We start from the raw sequence: 15623 nt of genomic DNA, 5'->3' as shown, positions 1-15623 counted from the left end.
CGCAGACGTATCTCGACGCTGGTGATGAACCGCTTCGCGCGGAACATGCTCGCGCGCGCGAGCGGCGGTTCCGTCGCCCTGTCGCGGGTTTGGCCCGGCCGCGCCGACCGGCTGATCATCGCGCCGCATGATCTACGCACCGCGGATGCGACCCGCGCCGCCGAGATCTATGCCGGCCGCTTCGTCTTCGCCGGCAAGATCGTCAATTGCCACGGCCGCTCGATCTTCGATCTCGAGCCGCCGTCGGAAGATTGGGAAGTTGCGCTGCTCGGCTTCGGCTGGCTGCGCCATTTGCGCGCCGCCGACACCGCGCTGACGCGCGCAAATGCGCGCTCGCTGATCGAGGACTGGATCGGCAACCCCGCCAGCAAGCGCCGTCCCGTCGCGCGACGCGCCGACGTGCTGGCGCGCCGCGTGATCTCCCTGCTGTCGCAGGCGCCGCTGGTGCTGAACGATACCGACAACAAATTCTATCGTCGGTATCTGCGCGCGCTGGCGCGCGAAATCCGCTTGCTGCGCTACACCATGGTCAACATCCCCGACGGAGTGCCGAAGCTCCAGGTGCTGATCGCGCTGTGCTATGCGGCGTTGTGCCTTGCCAACCAGGCAAGTCACATCCGCAGCACCTCGAAAAAGCTCTCGGATGAATTGCAGCGGCAGATCCTGCCCGACGGCGGCCATGTCTCGCGCAACCCGGGCGCGCTGATCGAGCTCTTGATCGACCTGTTGCCGCTGCGGCAGACCTTTGCCGCGCGCAACATCGCGCCGCCGCCCGCGCTGCTCAACGCGATCGACCGCATGATGCCGATGCTGCGCTTCTTCCGCCACGGCGACGGCAATTTCGCGCTGTTCAACGGCATGAGCGCGACCCCGTCGGACCTGCTCGCGACGCTGCTTGCCTATGACGACACCCACGGCGCGCCGATGTCGAACATGCCGCATACCGGTTTCCAGCGCCTCGATGCCGGCCAGACCACTTTGATCATCGACACGGGCCCGCCGCCGGCGGCCAGCGTCAGCCACGACGCCCATGCCGGCTGCCTGTCGTTCGAACTCTCCTCCGGCATCAGCCGCATCGTCACCAATTGCGGCATGCCGGCCACGGGCCGCGACAATTGGCGGCCGTTCGCACGCGGCACGGCGGCGCATTCGACGCTGACCTATCACGACACCTCGTCATGCCAGTTCGTGGAGATGTCGGCTATGAAGCGGCTCTTGCACGGCGCTCCGGTCACCAGCGGCCCCGTCGAGGTTGAGAGCTATCGCGAAATCGTGCAGAACGGCACCCTGCTCACGACGTCGCATGACGGTTACCTGACAAAATTCGGCGCGATCCACCGCCGCGTACTGATGATCGCCAATGACGGCGCGCGCATCGACGGCGAGGACACGTTGTCGCCGCCGCAAGGCGGGCGCTTCAAGGGTCCGGATGCCGATTTCGCGCTGCGATTCCATCTGCACCCGGCGGTGAAGGCGAGCCGGCTGTCCGACGCCCGCGGCGTCATGCTGGTGCTCCCGAATCGCGACGTCTGGACCTTCGAGGCGCTCGACGACAAGGTGGAGCTGGAGGACAGCGTATCCCTGGCCGGCAATGACGGCCCGCGCCGCACCGCGCAGATCGTGATCCGCCAGGACGCGCGGCAGGCGCCCTCGATCCGCTGGAGTTTTGTGCGCTCCACCGCCTCGCCGGCGGTCACGAATGCCCGCAGAAATGCACGGCGGGAGCCGGAACTTCCGCTGTAGACGCATGCGATTCGGCACCATCTGGTCGTTGTGATAGCGACCGAAAACTGCTATCGAGCCCTCGCTCGCGCGACTGGCGACCTTGGATGGAGCACCATCGGGAAGCGCGGGACACAGCTGCCGCGCGCCTGGGCATTACTCCTTCAGACAGAGGATCTTGCTCATGACTGACCATCCCCGCCGCGTCACCCGCGCACTTCTCTCCGTTTCCGACAAGACCGGCCTGATCGACTTCGCAAAGGCGCTTGCCGCGCACGATGTCGAGCTGATCTCGACCGGCGGCACCGCGAAGGCGATCGCCGCGGCCGGCCTCGAGGTGAAGGACGTGTCCGAGCTGACCGGCTTCCCCGAGATGATGGATGGCCGCGTGAAGACGCTGCATCCGAAGGTGCACGGCGGTCTGCTCGCGATCCGCGACAACAAGGACCATGCGGATGCGATGACGGCGCATGGGATCGCGCCGATCGATCTCCTCGTCGTCAATCTCTATCCGTTCGAGGCGACCGTCGACAAAGGCGCGGGCTTCGAGGATTGCATCGAGAACATCGACATCGGCGGCCCCGCGATGATCCGCGCCGCCGCGAAGAATCATGACGACGTCGCCGTCGTGGTCGAGGCGCAGGACTATCAGGCCGTGCTCGATGAGCTCGCCGCCAACAGCGGTGCAACCACGCTGAAGTTGCGCCGGCGCCTTGCCGCCAAGGCTTACGCGCGCACTGCCGCCTATGACGCCGCGATCTCGAACTGGTTCAATCGCCAGCTCGAGATCGACGCGCCCGATTTCCGTGCCTTCGGCGGCCGGCTGATCCAGTCACTGCGCTATGGCGAGAATCCGCACCAGACCGCGGCGTTCTATGCGACGCCCGACAAGCGGCCGGGCGTCTCGACCGCGCGGCAGCTCCAGGGCAAGGAGCTCTCCTACAACAACATCAACGACACGGATGCGGCCTATGAATGCATCGGCGAGTTCGACGCCAAGCGCACCGCAGCCTGCGTCATCGTCAAGCATGCCAATCCCTGCGGCGTCGCGGAGGGCTCCGACCTCGTCGGCGCCTACAGCAAGGCGCTGGCCTGCGATTCCACCTCGGCGTTCGGCGGCATCATCGCGATGAACCGCGCACTCGATGCTGACACCGCGCGCGAGATCACGAAAATCTTCACCGAGGTGATCATCGCGCCTGACGCTAGCGAGGAAGCGATCGCCATCATCGGCGCGCGCAAGAACCTTCGGCTTCTGCTCGCCGGCAGCCTGCCCGACCCGCGCGCGCCGGGCCTCACCGCCAAGACGGTGGCGGGCGGTCTCCTCGTGCAGAGCCGCGACAACGCCGTCGTCGACGACATGACCTTCAAGGTTGTCACGAAGCGCGCGCCCACTGATGCCGAGATGCGCGACCTGAAGTTTGCTTTCCGTGTCGCAAAACACGTCAAGTCCAACACCATCATCTACGCCAAGGATCTCGCGACCGTCGGCATCGGCGCCGGCCAGATGAGCCGGGTCGATTCAGCGCGGATCGCGGCACGCAAGGCTCAGGATGCGGCCGCCGAGCTGAAGCTCGCCGAACCGCTCACCAAGGGCTCGGTGGTGGCGTCGGATGCGTTCTTCCCGTTCGCCGACGGCATGCTCGCCTGCATCGAGGCCGGCGCCACCGCCGTGGTGCAGCCCGGCGGCTCCATGCGCGACGACGAAGTGATCAAGGCCGCCGACGAGCATGGCATCGCCATGGTGTTCACCGGCACGCGGCACTTCAGGCACTAGATCTGTCGTGTACTAAACTCTCGACGGGTCGTCCCGGCGAAGGTCGGGACCCATAGCCCAGGAAGTAGTTTGGTGTGCGGTACTGGCCGTGTCGCGGCAACGAGCAATCACGCGGTATGGGTCCCGGTCCCCGTGCGCAATTGCGCACTAGGCCGGGACGACGCTAATTTTCCCGCACCCGCATCAACAGCGCCAGACCCGCGACGAAGAACACCACCAGCACGGCCATGCCGGCCTTCTGGCTCGCCGTCACCGCGGTGATCACGCCGATCAGCAGCGGGCCGATGAAGGACGTCACTTTCCCCGTCAGTGCGAACAGACCGAAATACTGCGCGATGCGGTCCTTCGGTGCGAGACGGATCAGAAGCGTACGTGAGGCCGCTTGCAGCGGACCACCGGCCGCACCGATCAGGCAGCCCAGCACCAGATAAGCGCGCTCTGACGCGGCGGCGAACAATCCGCCGCCGGGCGCGGGCGGCGCGACCTTGATGAAGAGGATCGAATCCTTGTCGACCAGCAGGATCGCCGCCAGCGCCAGCAGCAGGACCAGCATGCTGCCGGCGATCACGCGCTTCGGCCCGAAGCGATCGTCCAGCTTGCCACCAAACCACGCGCCAAACGCGCCGGCGATCGCGAGCATGATGCCAAACGTGCCGATCTGGATCGTGTGCCAGCCGAACGTACCCGCGGCATAGATGCCGCCGAAGGCAAACAGCGACACCAGACCGTCGGTGTAGATCATGTTGGCGAGTAGAAACGCCGCAAGCGATTTCTGCTGCGGCAGCCCCTTGATCGATTGCTTCAGCTCCGACAGCCCCTCGTGCAGCGCCTCGCGCACCGGACGCTTCGCCGGATAGTCCGGCGTGAACAGGAACATCGGCGTCACGAAAACGATGAACCAAAGCCCGGTCAACGGTCCGGCGGCGCGGTCGCCCTGATGACTGACGGGATCGAGCCCGAACAGAGGCGTGAGACCGAGCAGCGTGCGACCGGTCTCGGGGTTCGCGGCGAGCAGGCCGAGCACGATGATCAGGCTGACGATGCCGCCGACATACCCCGTCGCCCAGCCGGTGCCGGAGAGCCGCCCGATGCGCTCCGGCGGCACCAGCGTCGGCATCATCGCATTGTTGAAGAGAGTGGCGAATTCCGCGCCAACGCTGGCGAGCGCGACCGCGGTGAGCAGCGGCGGAATGATCGAGGGATCGCCGGGCTTGCCGATCCACAGCGTGCAGGATGCCAGCACCAGCACTGCGCCGAATCCGGCGATCCACGGCTTCCTGCGGCCCGACGCATCGGCGATAGCCCCCAGCACCGGCGACATCAAGGCAATCGCGAGGCCCGCGGCAGCCATCGCAAAGCCCCACAACGATTGCCCGGTGGCGGGATTCGGCGCAATGCCGGTGGCGAAATAGGGCGCGAACACGAAAGTCGTGATCAGCGTAAAATAAGGCTGCGCGGCCCAGTCGAAGAAGATCCAGCTGACGACGGCGCTGCGCGGCGGATAGGTCCGCTGCGCGCCGGCGATCCGCGCATCCCGGGCGATCGTCGTCACTCCATAATCCTCATCACGAACAGTTTTGCCTCTGTCGGGGCAAACCGTATAGCATTGCAGCGCTGCATGTGAACTGCCCATGGCCATTGCGGAAGTTTGATGATGTCGTCTTTTTCGACACGGCGGACATTTTTCGCCTTCCTTGCCACTCTGGCGTTCGGACTTCCGACCGCGACCGCGCAGGATGCGCGGCGGGCCTATGTGCCGCCCGCGCTCGACACCGTGCACGCCGTTCCCGCCGAACACGGCATGGTAGTAGCGCAGGAGAAAATCTCCGCGCAGGTCGGCGCCGATATCCTGCGGCGCGGCGGCAATGCCGTCGATGCCGCGGTCGCGACCGGCTTTGCGATGGCCGTGACCTATCCGCGGGCCGGCAATATCGGCGGCGGCGGCTTCATGGTGATTCATTCCACCGAGCGCAACGAAGACATCACGATCGATTATCGCGAGACCGCGCCGGCTGCGACCACGCCGCAGATTTTCCTCGGCGCCGACGGCAAGCCCGATGCGGCGAAGTCGCGGGATTCTGCGCTCGGCGTCGGCGTGCCCGGCACCGTCGCGGGTCTTGCGCTCGCCCTGGAAAAATGTGGCTCGGGCCGGTTCACGCTGGCGCAACTGCTCGAGCCCGCGATCGTGCTCGCCCGCGACGGCTTCCTCGTCGGCGACGACATTGCCGACACGCTGCCGGGCTGGCACAAGCGGCTAGTGCGCTGGCCCTCCTCGGCCCGGATATTCTCGCGGCCTGATGGCACGCCGCTCAGCCAAGGCGACAGGCTGGTGCAGAGCGATCTCGCCGAAACGCTGTCGACTGTCGCCGTACAGGGCCCGCGCGGTTTTTATGAAGGGCCGGTCGCGGAAAAACTCGCCAAGGCCGTGACTGATGCGGGCGGCATCATGACGCCAGCGGATTTGAAATCCTATCAAGCGGTGATCCGCGCGCCGGTGCGCGGCACCTATCGCGGCTATGACATCGTGTCGATGCCGCTGCCGTCGTCGGGCGGCGTGGTGCTGGTGGAGACGCTCAATATTCTCGAAGGTTTTCAGCTCGCCGATCTGAAGCAGGGATCGCCGGCCTCGCTGCATCTGTTGATCGAGGCCATGAAGCGCGCCTATGCGGACCGGGCGCGCTATCTCGGCGATCCCGCCTTCGTCAACGCGCCGATCGGGACGCTCACCGGCAAGGACTATGCGGCCAAGCTGCGGGCAACCATCTCCGCGGATCGCGCCACGCCGTCGGAACAGCTCGTTTCCACTGCGACCTCACCGCATGAGGGCAGCAACACCACGCATTTTTCCGTCGTCGACGGCAGCGGCAACGCGGTCAGCAACACCTATACGCTGAACTTCAGCTACGGCGTCGGCCTCGTCGCCGACGGCACCGGCGTGCTGCTCAACAACGAGCTCGACGATTTCACCGCAGCGGTCGGCGCTTCCAATGCCTACGGCCTCGTCGGCTTCGAGGCCAATTTGCCCGGGCCGGGCAAGCGGCCGCTGTCCTCGATGTCGCCGACCATCGTCCTGAAGGGCGGGAAGCCGGTGCTGGTGACGGGCTCGCCGGGCGGCAGCCGCATCATCTCGGCCGTGCTCCAGGTGATCGTCAACGTCCTCGATTACAAGATGGACGTCGCGGCTGCCGTGGCCGCGCCGCGGCTGCATCACCAATGGTTGCCCGACGAGGTCCGGGTCGAGAGCGGCTTTCCCGATGATGTGCTGCTCGAGCTGAAGGCGATGGATCATCTCATCGTCACGCCGATGGGGCAGACATCGGCGAATTCGATCGCGGTGACCGCCAACGGGCCGCTCGGCGCGCCCGATCCACGCACCCGGGGCGCGGAAGCAGCGGGGCAGTAACTCTGTACTTGCATGGCGCGAAGGCCGGCGGCCGGCTTGCGCGCGCCCCCGCGCGTGCTACCACCGCCAGGCCAGAGAAACTGCCAAAGAAAACACTGTCGGGAATCGCGCATGACCACCGTTGATCCGAACCAGCGCATCGAACGCGCCGAGATCGAGGACACCAGCCTTCTTGCCTTCTATCGCGACATGAACGCGCCGGAGCGGCGGACGTTCTGGGCGTGCGCCGCAGGCTGGGCGCTCGACGGCATGGACTTCATGATCTATCCGCTGGTGATCGGCACCATCATCGCGCTGTGGAAGGTCGATGCGGGGTCGGCCGGGCTCGCCGGCACCGTGACGCTGCTGGCCTCCGCGATCGGCGGCTGGCTCGGCGGCTATCTCTCCGACCATATCGGCCGGGTCAGAACGCTCCAGATCACCATCATCTGGTTCTCGTTCTTCTCGCTGGTCTGCGCGGTCGTGCAGAATTTCGAACAGCTCCTGATCGCACGCGCGGTGCTGGGCCTCGGCTTCGGCGGGGAGTGGGCGGCGGGCGCCGTGCTGATGGGTGAAGCGATCCGGCCGCAATATCGCGGGCGTGCAGTCGGCTCGGTGCAGTCGGGCTGGGCCGTCGGCTGGGGCCTCGCGGTGCTGTCGCAGGCGATCCTGTTCTCGGCTTTGCCGGCGGAGACAGCGTGGCGCTGGATGTTCGTGATCGGCGCGTTGCCCGCGCTGCTGGTGTTCTACATCCGCCGCTCGGTGACCGAGCCGGAGATCGCGGCTGAGGCCCGCGCCAAGCAGGCCGCGAGCGGCAATCGCCCGGCGCTCTGGGAGATTTTCTCGGGCCCGATCCTGAAGACCACGATCCTGGCGTCGCTGATGGCCACGGGCTGCCAGGGCGGTTATTACGCCGTCACCTTCTGGGTGCCGCAGTTCTTGACCAAGGAGCGGCATCTGTCGATCGTCGGCTCGACCGGCTATCTCTCGACGCTGATCATCGGCTCCTTCATCGGCTATCTCACCGGCGCGTGGCTCGCCGACCGGATCGGACGGCGCAATCTCTTTCTGACCTTCTCGATCGGCGCGATAGCGGTTGTGCTGCTCTACACGCAGCTGCCGCTCACCAACGAGGTCCTGTGGGTGCTCGGCTTCCCGCTCGGCTTTTGCCTCGGGCTATTTCTCCGGCGTCGGCGCGTTCCTGACCGAGCTTTATCCAACGCGACTGCGCGGCTCGGGCCAGGGCTTTTGCTACAATTTCGGCCGCGGCATCGGCGCGCTGTTTCCGTTCCTGGTCGGAGCGCTATCGGCGACGACGTCGCTTGCGAATGCGATCGCCATCTTCGCGGTGGTGGCTTACGCGCTGTTCTTCATCGCCGCCTTCGCGCTCCCGGAGACGCGCGGGCGCGTGCTGCACGCGGACTGATGAAAGCTAACTATCGACCGACCTGATACGGCCCGCCCTTTTCGAGGGCGCGGCTGTACGCCGGCCGTGCATGAATGCGCTCCAGGAACGCCATCGCGTTGGGATGGCCGAGCTCCAGCCCGCCGCGCGCCTGGGCTGCCTCAAGCGGAAAGCTCATCTGAATGTCGGCGGCGGTGAACTCGTTGCCGGCGAACCACTTGCTCTTGCCGAGCTCGCCTTCCCAATAGTCCATGTGCTGCTTCAGCTGCGGATTGACCAGCGCAGTAAGCGCCTGGTTCGAGACCTTGCGCACCAGCGGGCGGAGCAACGCCGGCGCGCGCTTCGGCATCAGCGTGAACAGCAGCTTGAGCAGCAGCGGCTGCATCGCCGAGCCTTCCGCATAGTGCAGCCAGTAGGTGAAGCGCAGCCGCTCCGGCGTGTTCGGCGGCGGGACCAGCCGGCCGTTGCCATAGGTGGCGATGAGATATTCGATGATCGCGCCGGATTCGGCGATGGTGTTGCCGTTGTCCGTGATAACGGGCGACTTGCCGAGTGGATGGATGGCGCGGAGCTCCTTCGGCGCGCGCATGTCCGGCTGGCGCTGATAGCGCACGATCTCGTAAGGCACGCCCAACTCTTCGAGCAGCCACAGCACGCGCTGCGAGCGGGAATTGTTGAGGTGATGAACGGTCAGCATCGCGTGGTCCCCGGGGCTAGGCATGGTTCGATCGGCCGCGCGTTCGTGCCAGCCCGGGAACGCAATGTCGAGCCATCCGGTCGAGTATTTTAACCCGGGTATATTGACCTTAGCAATTTACCCGGGTATTAAAGCTGCCATCGCGACCAATATGGCAATGATTCCAATGCAGAAGACTTTCACCGCTTTCCAAGGGCATCGCCGTCTGGTCTCCGGGCCAGCAGGAGAGGTCGCGCTGGTCATCAAGAGGATGACGGAGCGGCCGGACGAGCCCATCATCATCTTCGAGGACGCCACGGGCAGATCGATCGACTTCGATCTGCGCGGCGGAGACCGGGAGGTGCTGGCGCGGCTGGCGAAGCTTGTGCCGCCCCCGGTTGAGGACACCGCATCGCCGAGCGAGCCGCGCGGTCGCGGCCGGCCGAAGCTCGGCGTGGTCGCGCGCGAGGTGACGCTGCTGCCGCGGCACTGGGAGTGGCTCAGCGCGCAAGCAGGCGGCGCCTCGGTCGCACTACGGAAACTTGTCGAAGAGGCGCGGCGTGCCAGCGGCGACAAGGACCGCGAGCGGCAGGCGCGCGATGCGGCCTATCACTTCATGTCGACCATGGCCGGCAATCTGCCGCAGTTCGAGGAAGCATCGCGCGCGCTGTTTGCGGATGATCGGCGGCGTTTCACCGGACTGATCGCAGATTGGCCCGCCGACATCCGCGACCACATTGTCAAGCTCGCCTACAGCGACCGCGCTTAGGTGCGCGCCTTCTCACAACCCCATCGACGGCCAGGCCACGCGCATTGCGCGTGGCGACGGTTTCGCAGGCCCTGAAAGGCCAATCCATGTCCGCAGCCAAGCCGCTCTGGAAAAGTTTTCTGCGCTTCCTCGCGCCGTTGATGCTGAGCAACGCGCTGCAATCACTGTTCGGCACCGTCAGCAACGTCTATCTCGGCCAGATGATCGGGATCGACGCGCTTGCATCGGTCTCGGTGTTCTTTCCGGTGATGTTCTTCCTTTTCGCCTTCGTCATGGGGCTGAGCACCGGCGCCACGGTGCTGATCGGCCAGGCCTATGGTGCGGGCGAGCAGGGCCGGATCAAGCTCATCGTCGGCACGACGCTCGCAATCGGCCTGCTGCTCTCGATTGCAATTGCACTGATCGGCGGCATCTTCAGCCGGCAATTGATGATGATGCTCGCAACGCCCGCAGACATTCTCGACCAGGCTAGCGCCTATGCCCGCATCATGCTGCTCACCATGCCGCTCGGCTTCGTCTTCCTGCTGATGACGGCGATGATCCGCGGCGTCGGTGACGCGCTGACGCCTTTGCTGGCGCTGGCCTTGTCGACCGCGATCGGCTTGATCCTGACGCCGATGCTGATCCGCGGGTCGTTCGGATTGCCGGCGGCCGGCATCACCAGCCCGGCCTGGGCGGCAGCGATCGCCAACGCGCTGACGCTGGTCGCGCTGGCGGCCTATCTGCTGCGGAGAAAACATGCCTTGGCACCGGACGCTGCACTGCTGCGCCATCTGCGGCTCAATCGTGTGGTGCTGGGACAGATCCTCGGCATTGGACTGCCGAGCGCGATCGGCATGGTGGTGATGGCGATCGCCGAGCTGGTGCTGCTCGGCCTCGTCAACGGCTTCGGCTCGAACGCCACCGCAGCCTATGGCGCGGTCAACCAGGTGATGGGCTACACGCAGTTCACGGCGATGTCGATTTCGATAGCAGTCTCCATCCTCGGCGCCCAAGCGGTCGGCCGCGGCGACAGAGCGGGGCTCGACGGCATCGTGCGCACCGGACTTGCGTTCAACATCGTCCTGACGGGCGGACTGGTGGCGCTGATCTATCTCGCGCCGCGCGCCGTGCTCGGCATCTTCATCACTGATGACACCGTGCTCGAGCTGGCGAAGAGCTTGCTCAACATCGCACTGTGGAGCTCGGTGCCGTTCGGCCTGGCGACGGTATTTTCCGGCGCGATGCGCGCTGCCGGCGTGGCACTGACGCCAATGCTGCTCGCGGTCTTCGCCATTATGGCGATCGAGCTGCCATCCGCAGTGATCCTGAGCCGCACGATTGGCCTTCAGGGTGTGTGGGCCGCCTATCCGATCGTGTTCTGCGCCATGTTCCTTTTGCAGATGGGCTATTACCTTCTGGTGTGGCGCAAGCGGACGATCCGGCGCCTGACCTGACCAAATCATCAAGAGATTATGACCGTCATTAAACGGTAGACCCGCGGCGCGCGCTGCGCCACAATGCGAAAAAAGCGACGTCAGGGAGCATGATTTTGACCCGCACAGCCCCGCAATTCCTGTTCGATTTCGGCAGTCCGAACGCCTATCTCAGCCATCTCGCGATCCCCGCCATCGAGCAGCGCATCGGCGTCAAATTCGAATATGTGCCGATCCTGCTCGGCGGCATCTTCAAATCGACCAACAACAAGTCCCCCGCCGAGACGCTTGCCGGCATCAAGAACAAGCGCGAATTCCACGCGGTCGAGACCGAGCGCTTCGTCAAGCGCTTCCAGGTGCAGCCCTATGTCATGAATCCGTTCTTCCCCGTCAACACGCTGAACCTGATGCGCGCAGCGATCGCGGCGCAGCTCGAGGGCGTGTTCGAAGCATATGTCGAAGCCGCCTTCCATCACATGTGGGGCGAGCCGAAGAAGATGGACGATCCGGAAATCGCCGCGAAGGCGCTGGCGTCCTCCGGCCTCGACGCGCAAAAGCTGTTCGCTCGCGCCGGGGAACCGGAGGTGAAGGGCAGACTGATCAAGAACACCGAGGAAGCTGTCGCGCGGGGCGCGTTCGGCTCGCCGACCTTCTTCGTCGGCAACGAGATGTTCTTCGGCAAGGAGCAGTTGCGCGAGGTCGAGGAGATGGTGTCGGGGAAGTGATTTTCTCGAAGCAGGGAAACCGAACAATGTCCTCGACGTCATCTTGGCGAAAGCCAGGACCCATAACCACCGGATCGCGTTTGGCGATAGGCGGGGGCTCCGACTTGTCCGACAAGAGGCAGTCGGGGTAATGGGTCCTGGCTTTCGCCAAGACGACGAAAAAGAACCAACAACAAGGACAATCCCATGCGTATCCTCGTGGTCGGCGCTGGCGCCATCGGCGGCTATTTTGGTGGCAGGCTGTTGCAGGCCGGCCGCGACGTCACCTTCCTGGTCCGGCCGCGGCGCGCCAGCGAGCTCGCGAGCGCCGGCCTCGTCATCAAAAGCCCGAACGGCGACGTGACCTTGAAAAATCCGCCGACCATTCAGGCCGACGCGCTCAAGGACAAGTTCGACGTCGTGCTGCTGAGCTGCAAGGCCTTCGACCTCGACGACGCCATCAAGTCGTTCGCGGCAGCAGTCGGGCCCAATACGGCGATCATCCCGATGCTCAACGGCATGAAGCATCTCGATATCCTCGACGACAAGTTCGGCAAGGAGCGCGTGCTCGGTGGCCTCTGCGCCATCGCCGCGACGCTCAACGAGAAGCGCGAGGTGGTGCAGCTCCAGCCGATGCAGTCGATCAATTACGGCGAGCGCGACGGCGAGCTGTCGGATCGCGTCAAGGCGATCGACGAGGCCTTCAAGAGCGGCATCGCTGGGGCCACCGCCAGCCAGAACATCATGCAAGACATGTGGGAAAAGTGGGTGTTCCTGTCCTCGCTGGCCGCGTCCACCAGCCTGATGCGCACCTCCGTCGGCAATATTCTCGCCGCTCCCGGCGGCAGGGATTTCCTGCTCGGCATGCTGGACGAGACCAGCGCGATCGCCACCGCGTCGGGCTACACGCCGGGCGGGCCGTTCTTCGAGCGCGTGAAGGGCAACCTCACCACCGAGGGTTCACCGATGACGGCCTCGATGTTCCGCGACGTCAAGGCGGGCCTGCCGGTCGAGGCCGATCACGTCATCGGCGACCTCATCGCTCGCGCCGATGCCGCCAAGGTGCCGGTGCCGAAGCTGCGCATCGCCTACACGCATTTGAAAGCGTATGAGAAGCAGCGGGTGGGGTAGCCGCAGCTTCCGCTATTTGAAATACGCGAGATAGTGCGAGACGGCGGTGATTTCCTCATCGCTCATGTGATAGGCGACATCGGCCATCGCAGCGCCACCGCCGCCGACGCGCTGGCTGCTCTTGTAGTCGTGCAGCGCCTTGACCAGGTATTCCTCGCGCTGGCCCGCCAGCCGCGCGACGGCCTTGGTGCCGGCAAAGCTATCCGTATGACATGAGGCGCAGCGGCGGCCGGCGGCAACTTGGGCGCCCTTTTTCGACAGGTCCGGATCCTTGTCCTCCGCCGCTGTGGGCGGCGTCAGCGCGGCGAAATAGGCGCCGAGATTGCGGACGTCCTCGTTGGTGATTTCCTCGGCGATGGGTTGCATCTGGTCGTTCTTGCGCGAGCCGGCGCGGAAAAACACGAGCTGCCATTGCAGAAATTGATCGGGCTGGCCCGCGAGCGAAGGAATGTTCTCGGTCTGCGAGATGCCGTTCTCGCCGTGACAGCCGGCGCAGACGGCGGCCTTCTCCTTGATCGCGGCATTGTCGGCGGCGCTCGTGGGGAGAGAACCGAGCGCGAGGAGCGCGACCGCGCTGATTGCGTGCGAGATGAACTGCCGGCGCATGATTGGAATTCCGATCTATCGAACGCGTCATTCCGGGGCGAAGAAGCGCGAGCTATGATGCGCAATGACGCATCTGAGAATTCGATAACCCGCGTTCGTGGCCAAGGGTTCCGGACTTGCGCGCAAGCGGTGCGCGATCGGAAACGACAGCGTGCGAAATTGAAATGAGAAAGGCTGCGGCGCCCTCTCGGCACCGCAGCCTCGCGTCGTCTTACGCTACTTCTTGCTGTAGCTGATGCGGTAGATCGCGCCGGCCCAGTCGTCGGCGACCAGGATCGAGCCGTCCTTGGCGAGAATGATGTCGTCGGGACGGCCGAGATAGCCTTGGTCGCCCTCGATCCAGCCGGAGGCGAACACCTCCTGCTTGGCGTTCTTGCCGTCGGGACCGACGATCACGCGCATGATGCGGCCGCCCTGGTACTTGTGACGATTCCAGGAGCCGTGCTCGGCGATCAAGATGTTGTTCTTGTACTCGGCCGGGAATTGGTCGCCGGTATAGAACTTCATGCCCAGCGGAGCGACGTGAGCGCCGAGGTTCAGCACGGGCGGCGTGAACTCGGAGCATTTGTGGCCCATCGCGAACTTGGTATCCGGCAGATCACCCTGGTGACAGTAGGGATAACCGAAGTGCTCGCCGATCTTGCTGATCATGTTCAGCTTGTCTGAGGGCAGATCGTCGCTGATCCAGTCGCGGGCATTCTCGGTGAACCAGAACTTGCCGGTGCGCGGATCGACGTCGCCCCCGACCGAGTTGCGAACGCCGAGCGCATAGATTTCCGCATTGCCGGTCTTGGGATCGACCCGGCGGATCTGCGACACGCTGGTCGGGGGAATGCCGATGTTGAAGGGCGGTCCGAACGGAATGTAGAACCAGCCTTCCTTGTCGACCGCGATGTATTTCCAGCCATGCGCGGCATAGGACGGCATGTCGTCATAGACGACCTTGCCCTCGCCGGGATTGTCGAGCTTGTTTTCGATGTCGTCGTAGCGGATCAGCTTGTCGACCGCGATGACGTAGAGGGCACCGTCCTTGACGGCCAGACCCGTGGGCATGTTCAGGCCCTTGAGGATCGTCTTGACCTCTTTCTTTCCGTTGTTGTCCTTAATCGCATAGACGTTGCCGAGGCCGAATGAGCCGACGAACAGCGTGCCCTTGTCACCCCAGGCCATCTGCCGCGCGGCCAGCACGCCGGAGGCGTAGACCTCCATCTTGAAGCCCGGCGGCAGCTTGACCTTCTTGACGATATTGGCGAGCTCGGCGTCGGACGCGCCGGTGGGCGGACCCGACGGCGGCGCCAGGCCCTTCTGCGCCTCGGTCTCGTCGCCGAGAAACCAGTCGTCCGGCGGATGGGTCCAGAACTCCTTGGTGCCGGATTCGTATTTCTTCAGCGGCTTGTTCTTGTCCTGCTGCTGCGCGTGACCGACGCTTGTCCCCGCGAGAAGGGCAACCGCTGCAAGCGCCAGGACGGATTGAAAGACGGATCGATGGAATTTCATCGCGTCACTCCCCTAAGGCAGCCATCAGGGCTGCACATTTATTTTAATTTGCTATCGAGAGGCGAAGTTCGGACTCTGTCGAGAGGACAGACGCAGAAGGTTAGCACATCTGCGAGCGGTGAGAAGCGCGCCGCGTGCGCTGCGATAGCGCTCAGTAAAAATTGAGACGGAAAGGCAATGATCGCGAATGCCGCGACGACAACGCTCTCGCTGCAGCGCAGAATCGAGATCATGCGCGGCTAATTTGCAGGCAGCAGGAGGTCTGGAACAAAAAAACGCGAAAACAACCCCATGCAAAGTAGAACGGCTCCGGCCATCTTGCTGCCGGTGACTCCGGGTAGACATCTGACGAATCGAGCGAATTAGCAAAGGTGGCGGCTACGGGGCGACGGGGTAAGGACCATCGTCGAAAATGGTCTCATGATAGCCTTTCGACCCGACATCGCGCGCCAGCGTGCTGCGAAAATCGCGGTCATCGCGAAGGCATTTCAGGACATGCGCAAAGTCGAATTCGGGCCGCCAGCCGAGTTCGTGCCGCG

Annotated in this window: 11 protein-coding genes, 2 pseudogenes and 1 riboswitch; of the genes and pseudogenes, 8 read left to right on the top strand and 5 right to left on the bottom strand. The window is 64.6% G+C overall.

The genetic code is table 11. From position 1 onward, the window contains the following. The first annotated feature begins 24 nt into the window (after nt 1–24). Both IVB32_RS39915 and purH read left to right on the top strand, forming a co-directional pair. Nucleotides 25–1743 carry a heparinase II/III family protein gene (locus IVB32_RS39915; RefSeq protein ID WP_026233860.1) on the top strand — a complete coding sequence of 573 codons (1719 nt, stop codon included), beginning with the start codon at nt 25–27 and terminating at the stop codon, nt 1741–1743. Between the two features lie 59 nt (nt 1744–1802). Then, nucleotides 1803–1884, top strand: a riboswitch (ZMP/ZTP riboswitch). A gap of 22 nt (nt 1885–1906) precedes the next feature. After that, entirely contained in the window at nt 1907–3499 is a 1593-nt protein-coding gene (gene purH / locus IVB32_RS39910; protein ID WP_018459688.1) for a bifunctional phosphoribosylaminoimidazolecarboxamide formyltransferase/IMP cyclohydrolase, read from the top strand. Between the two features lie 163 nt (nt 3500–3662). Here the strand turns inward: purH and IVB32_RS39905 are convergent, their stop codons facing one another. Continuing rightward, entirely contained in the window at nt 3663–5051 is a 1389-nt protein-coding gene (locus IVB32_RS39905; RefSeq protein WP_018459687.1) for an MFS transporter, read from the bottom strand. Nucleotides 5052–5150: 99 nt separating this feature from the next. Between IVB32_RS39905 and ggt the strand changes: the two genes are divergently transcribed. Together ggt and IVB32_RS39895 are read left to right on the top strand one after the other, a co-directional pair. Then, the gene (gene ggt, locus IVB32_RS39900) at nt 5151–6902 is read left to right on the top strand and encodes a gamma-glutamyltransferase (RefSeq protein ID WP_018459686.1); all 1752 of its coding nucleotides are present in this window, start codon (nt 5151–5153) and stop codon (nt 6900–6902) included. A 111-nt stretch (nt 6903–7013) separates the two neighbouring features. Continuing rightward, nucleotides 7014–8307: pseudogene (locus IVB32_RS39895) on the top strand (MFS transporter). Between the two features lie 10 nt (nt 8308–8317). On the opposite strand, the gene IVB32_RS39890 reads toward IVB32_RS39895, so the two are convergent. After that, nucleotides 8318–8983 carry a glutathione S-transferase gene (locus IVB32_RS39890; RefSeq protein ID WP_247370609.1) on the bottom strand — a complete coding sequence of 222 codons (666 nt, stop codon included), beginning with the start codon at nt 8981–8983 and terminating at the stop codon, nt 8318–8320. A 151-nt stretch (nt 8984–9134) separates the two neighbouring features. On the opposite strand from IVB32_RS39890, the gene IVB32_RS39885 reads away from it, so the two are divergent. The 4 genes from IVB32_RS39885 to panE all read left to right on the top strand — a co-directional run bounded on the left by IVB32_RS39885 (nt 9135) and on the right by panE (nt 12981). Then, nucleotides 9135–9731 carry a DUF2239 family protein gene (locus tag IVB32_RS39885; RefSeq protein WP_018459683.1) on the top strand — a complete coding sequence of 199 codons (597 nt, stop codon included), beginning with the start codon at nt 9135–9137 and terminating at the stop codon, nt 9729–9731. Nucleotides 9732–9817: 86 nt separating this feature from the next. Continuing rightward, on the top strand, nt 9818–11167 hold the full coding sequence (locus IVB32_RS39880; protein ID WP_026233859.1) for an MATE family efflux transporter: 1350 nt from the start codon (nt 9818–9820) through the stop codon (nt 11165–11167). 89 nt (nt 11168–11256) lie between these two features. Beyond that, nucleotides 11257–11871, top strand: a complete 615-nt coding sequence (locus IVB32_RS39875; RefSeq protein ID WP_018459681.1) for a 2-hydroxychromene-2-carboxylate isomerase — start codon at nt 11257–11259, stop codon at nt 11869–11871. A gap of 186 nt (nt 11872–12057) precedes the next feature. Next, nucleotides 12058–12981 (top strand): 2-dehydropantoate 2-reductase, encoded by a 924-nt coding sequence (gene panE, locus IVB32_RS39870; RefSeq protein WP_018459680.1) that lies wholly within the window; start codon nt 12058–12060, stop codon nt 12979–12981. Between the two features lie 12 nt (nt 12982–12993). Here the strand turns inward: panE and IVB32_RS39865 are convergent, their stop codons facing one another. From IVB32_RS39865 to IVB32_RS39855, 3 genes and pseudogenes are all read right to left on the bottom strand, one after another. Further along, entirely contained in the window at nt 12994–13587 is a 594-nt protein-coding gene (locus IVB32_RS39865) for a c-type cytochrome (protein WP_018459679.1), read from the bottom strand. A 216-nt stretch (nt 13588–13803) separates the two neighbouring features. Then, a complete protein-coding gene (locus IVB32_RS39860) occupies nt 13804–15084 on the bottom strand; it encodes a PQQ-dependent sugar dehydrogenase (protein ID WP_085349220.1) in 1281 nt (426 codons plus the stop codon). 378 nt (nt 15085–15462) lie between these two features. Beyond that, a pseudogene (locus IVB32_RS39855) lies at nt 15463–15623 on the bottom strand (NAD(P)-dependent oxidoreductase); the annotation flags it as partial.

The organism is Bradyrhizobium sp. 23 (assembly GCF_023073295.1).
Classification (GTDB): Bacteria; Pseudomonadota; Alphaproteobacteria; order Rhizobiales; family Xanthobacteraceae; genus Bradyrhizobium; species Bradyrhizobium canariense_D.
Note: the sequence above shows the minus strand (reverse complement) of the source record. Positions and strands in the feature narration are given on the sequence as shown.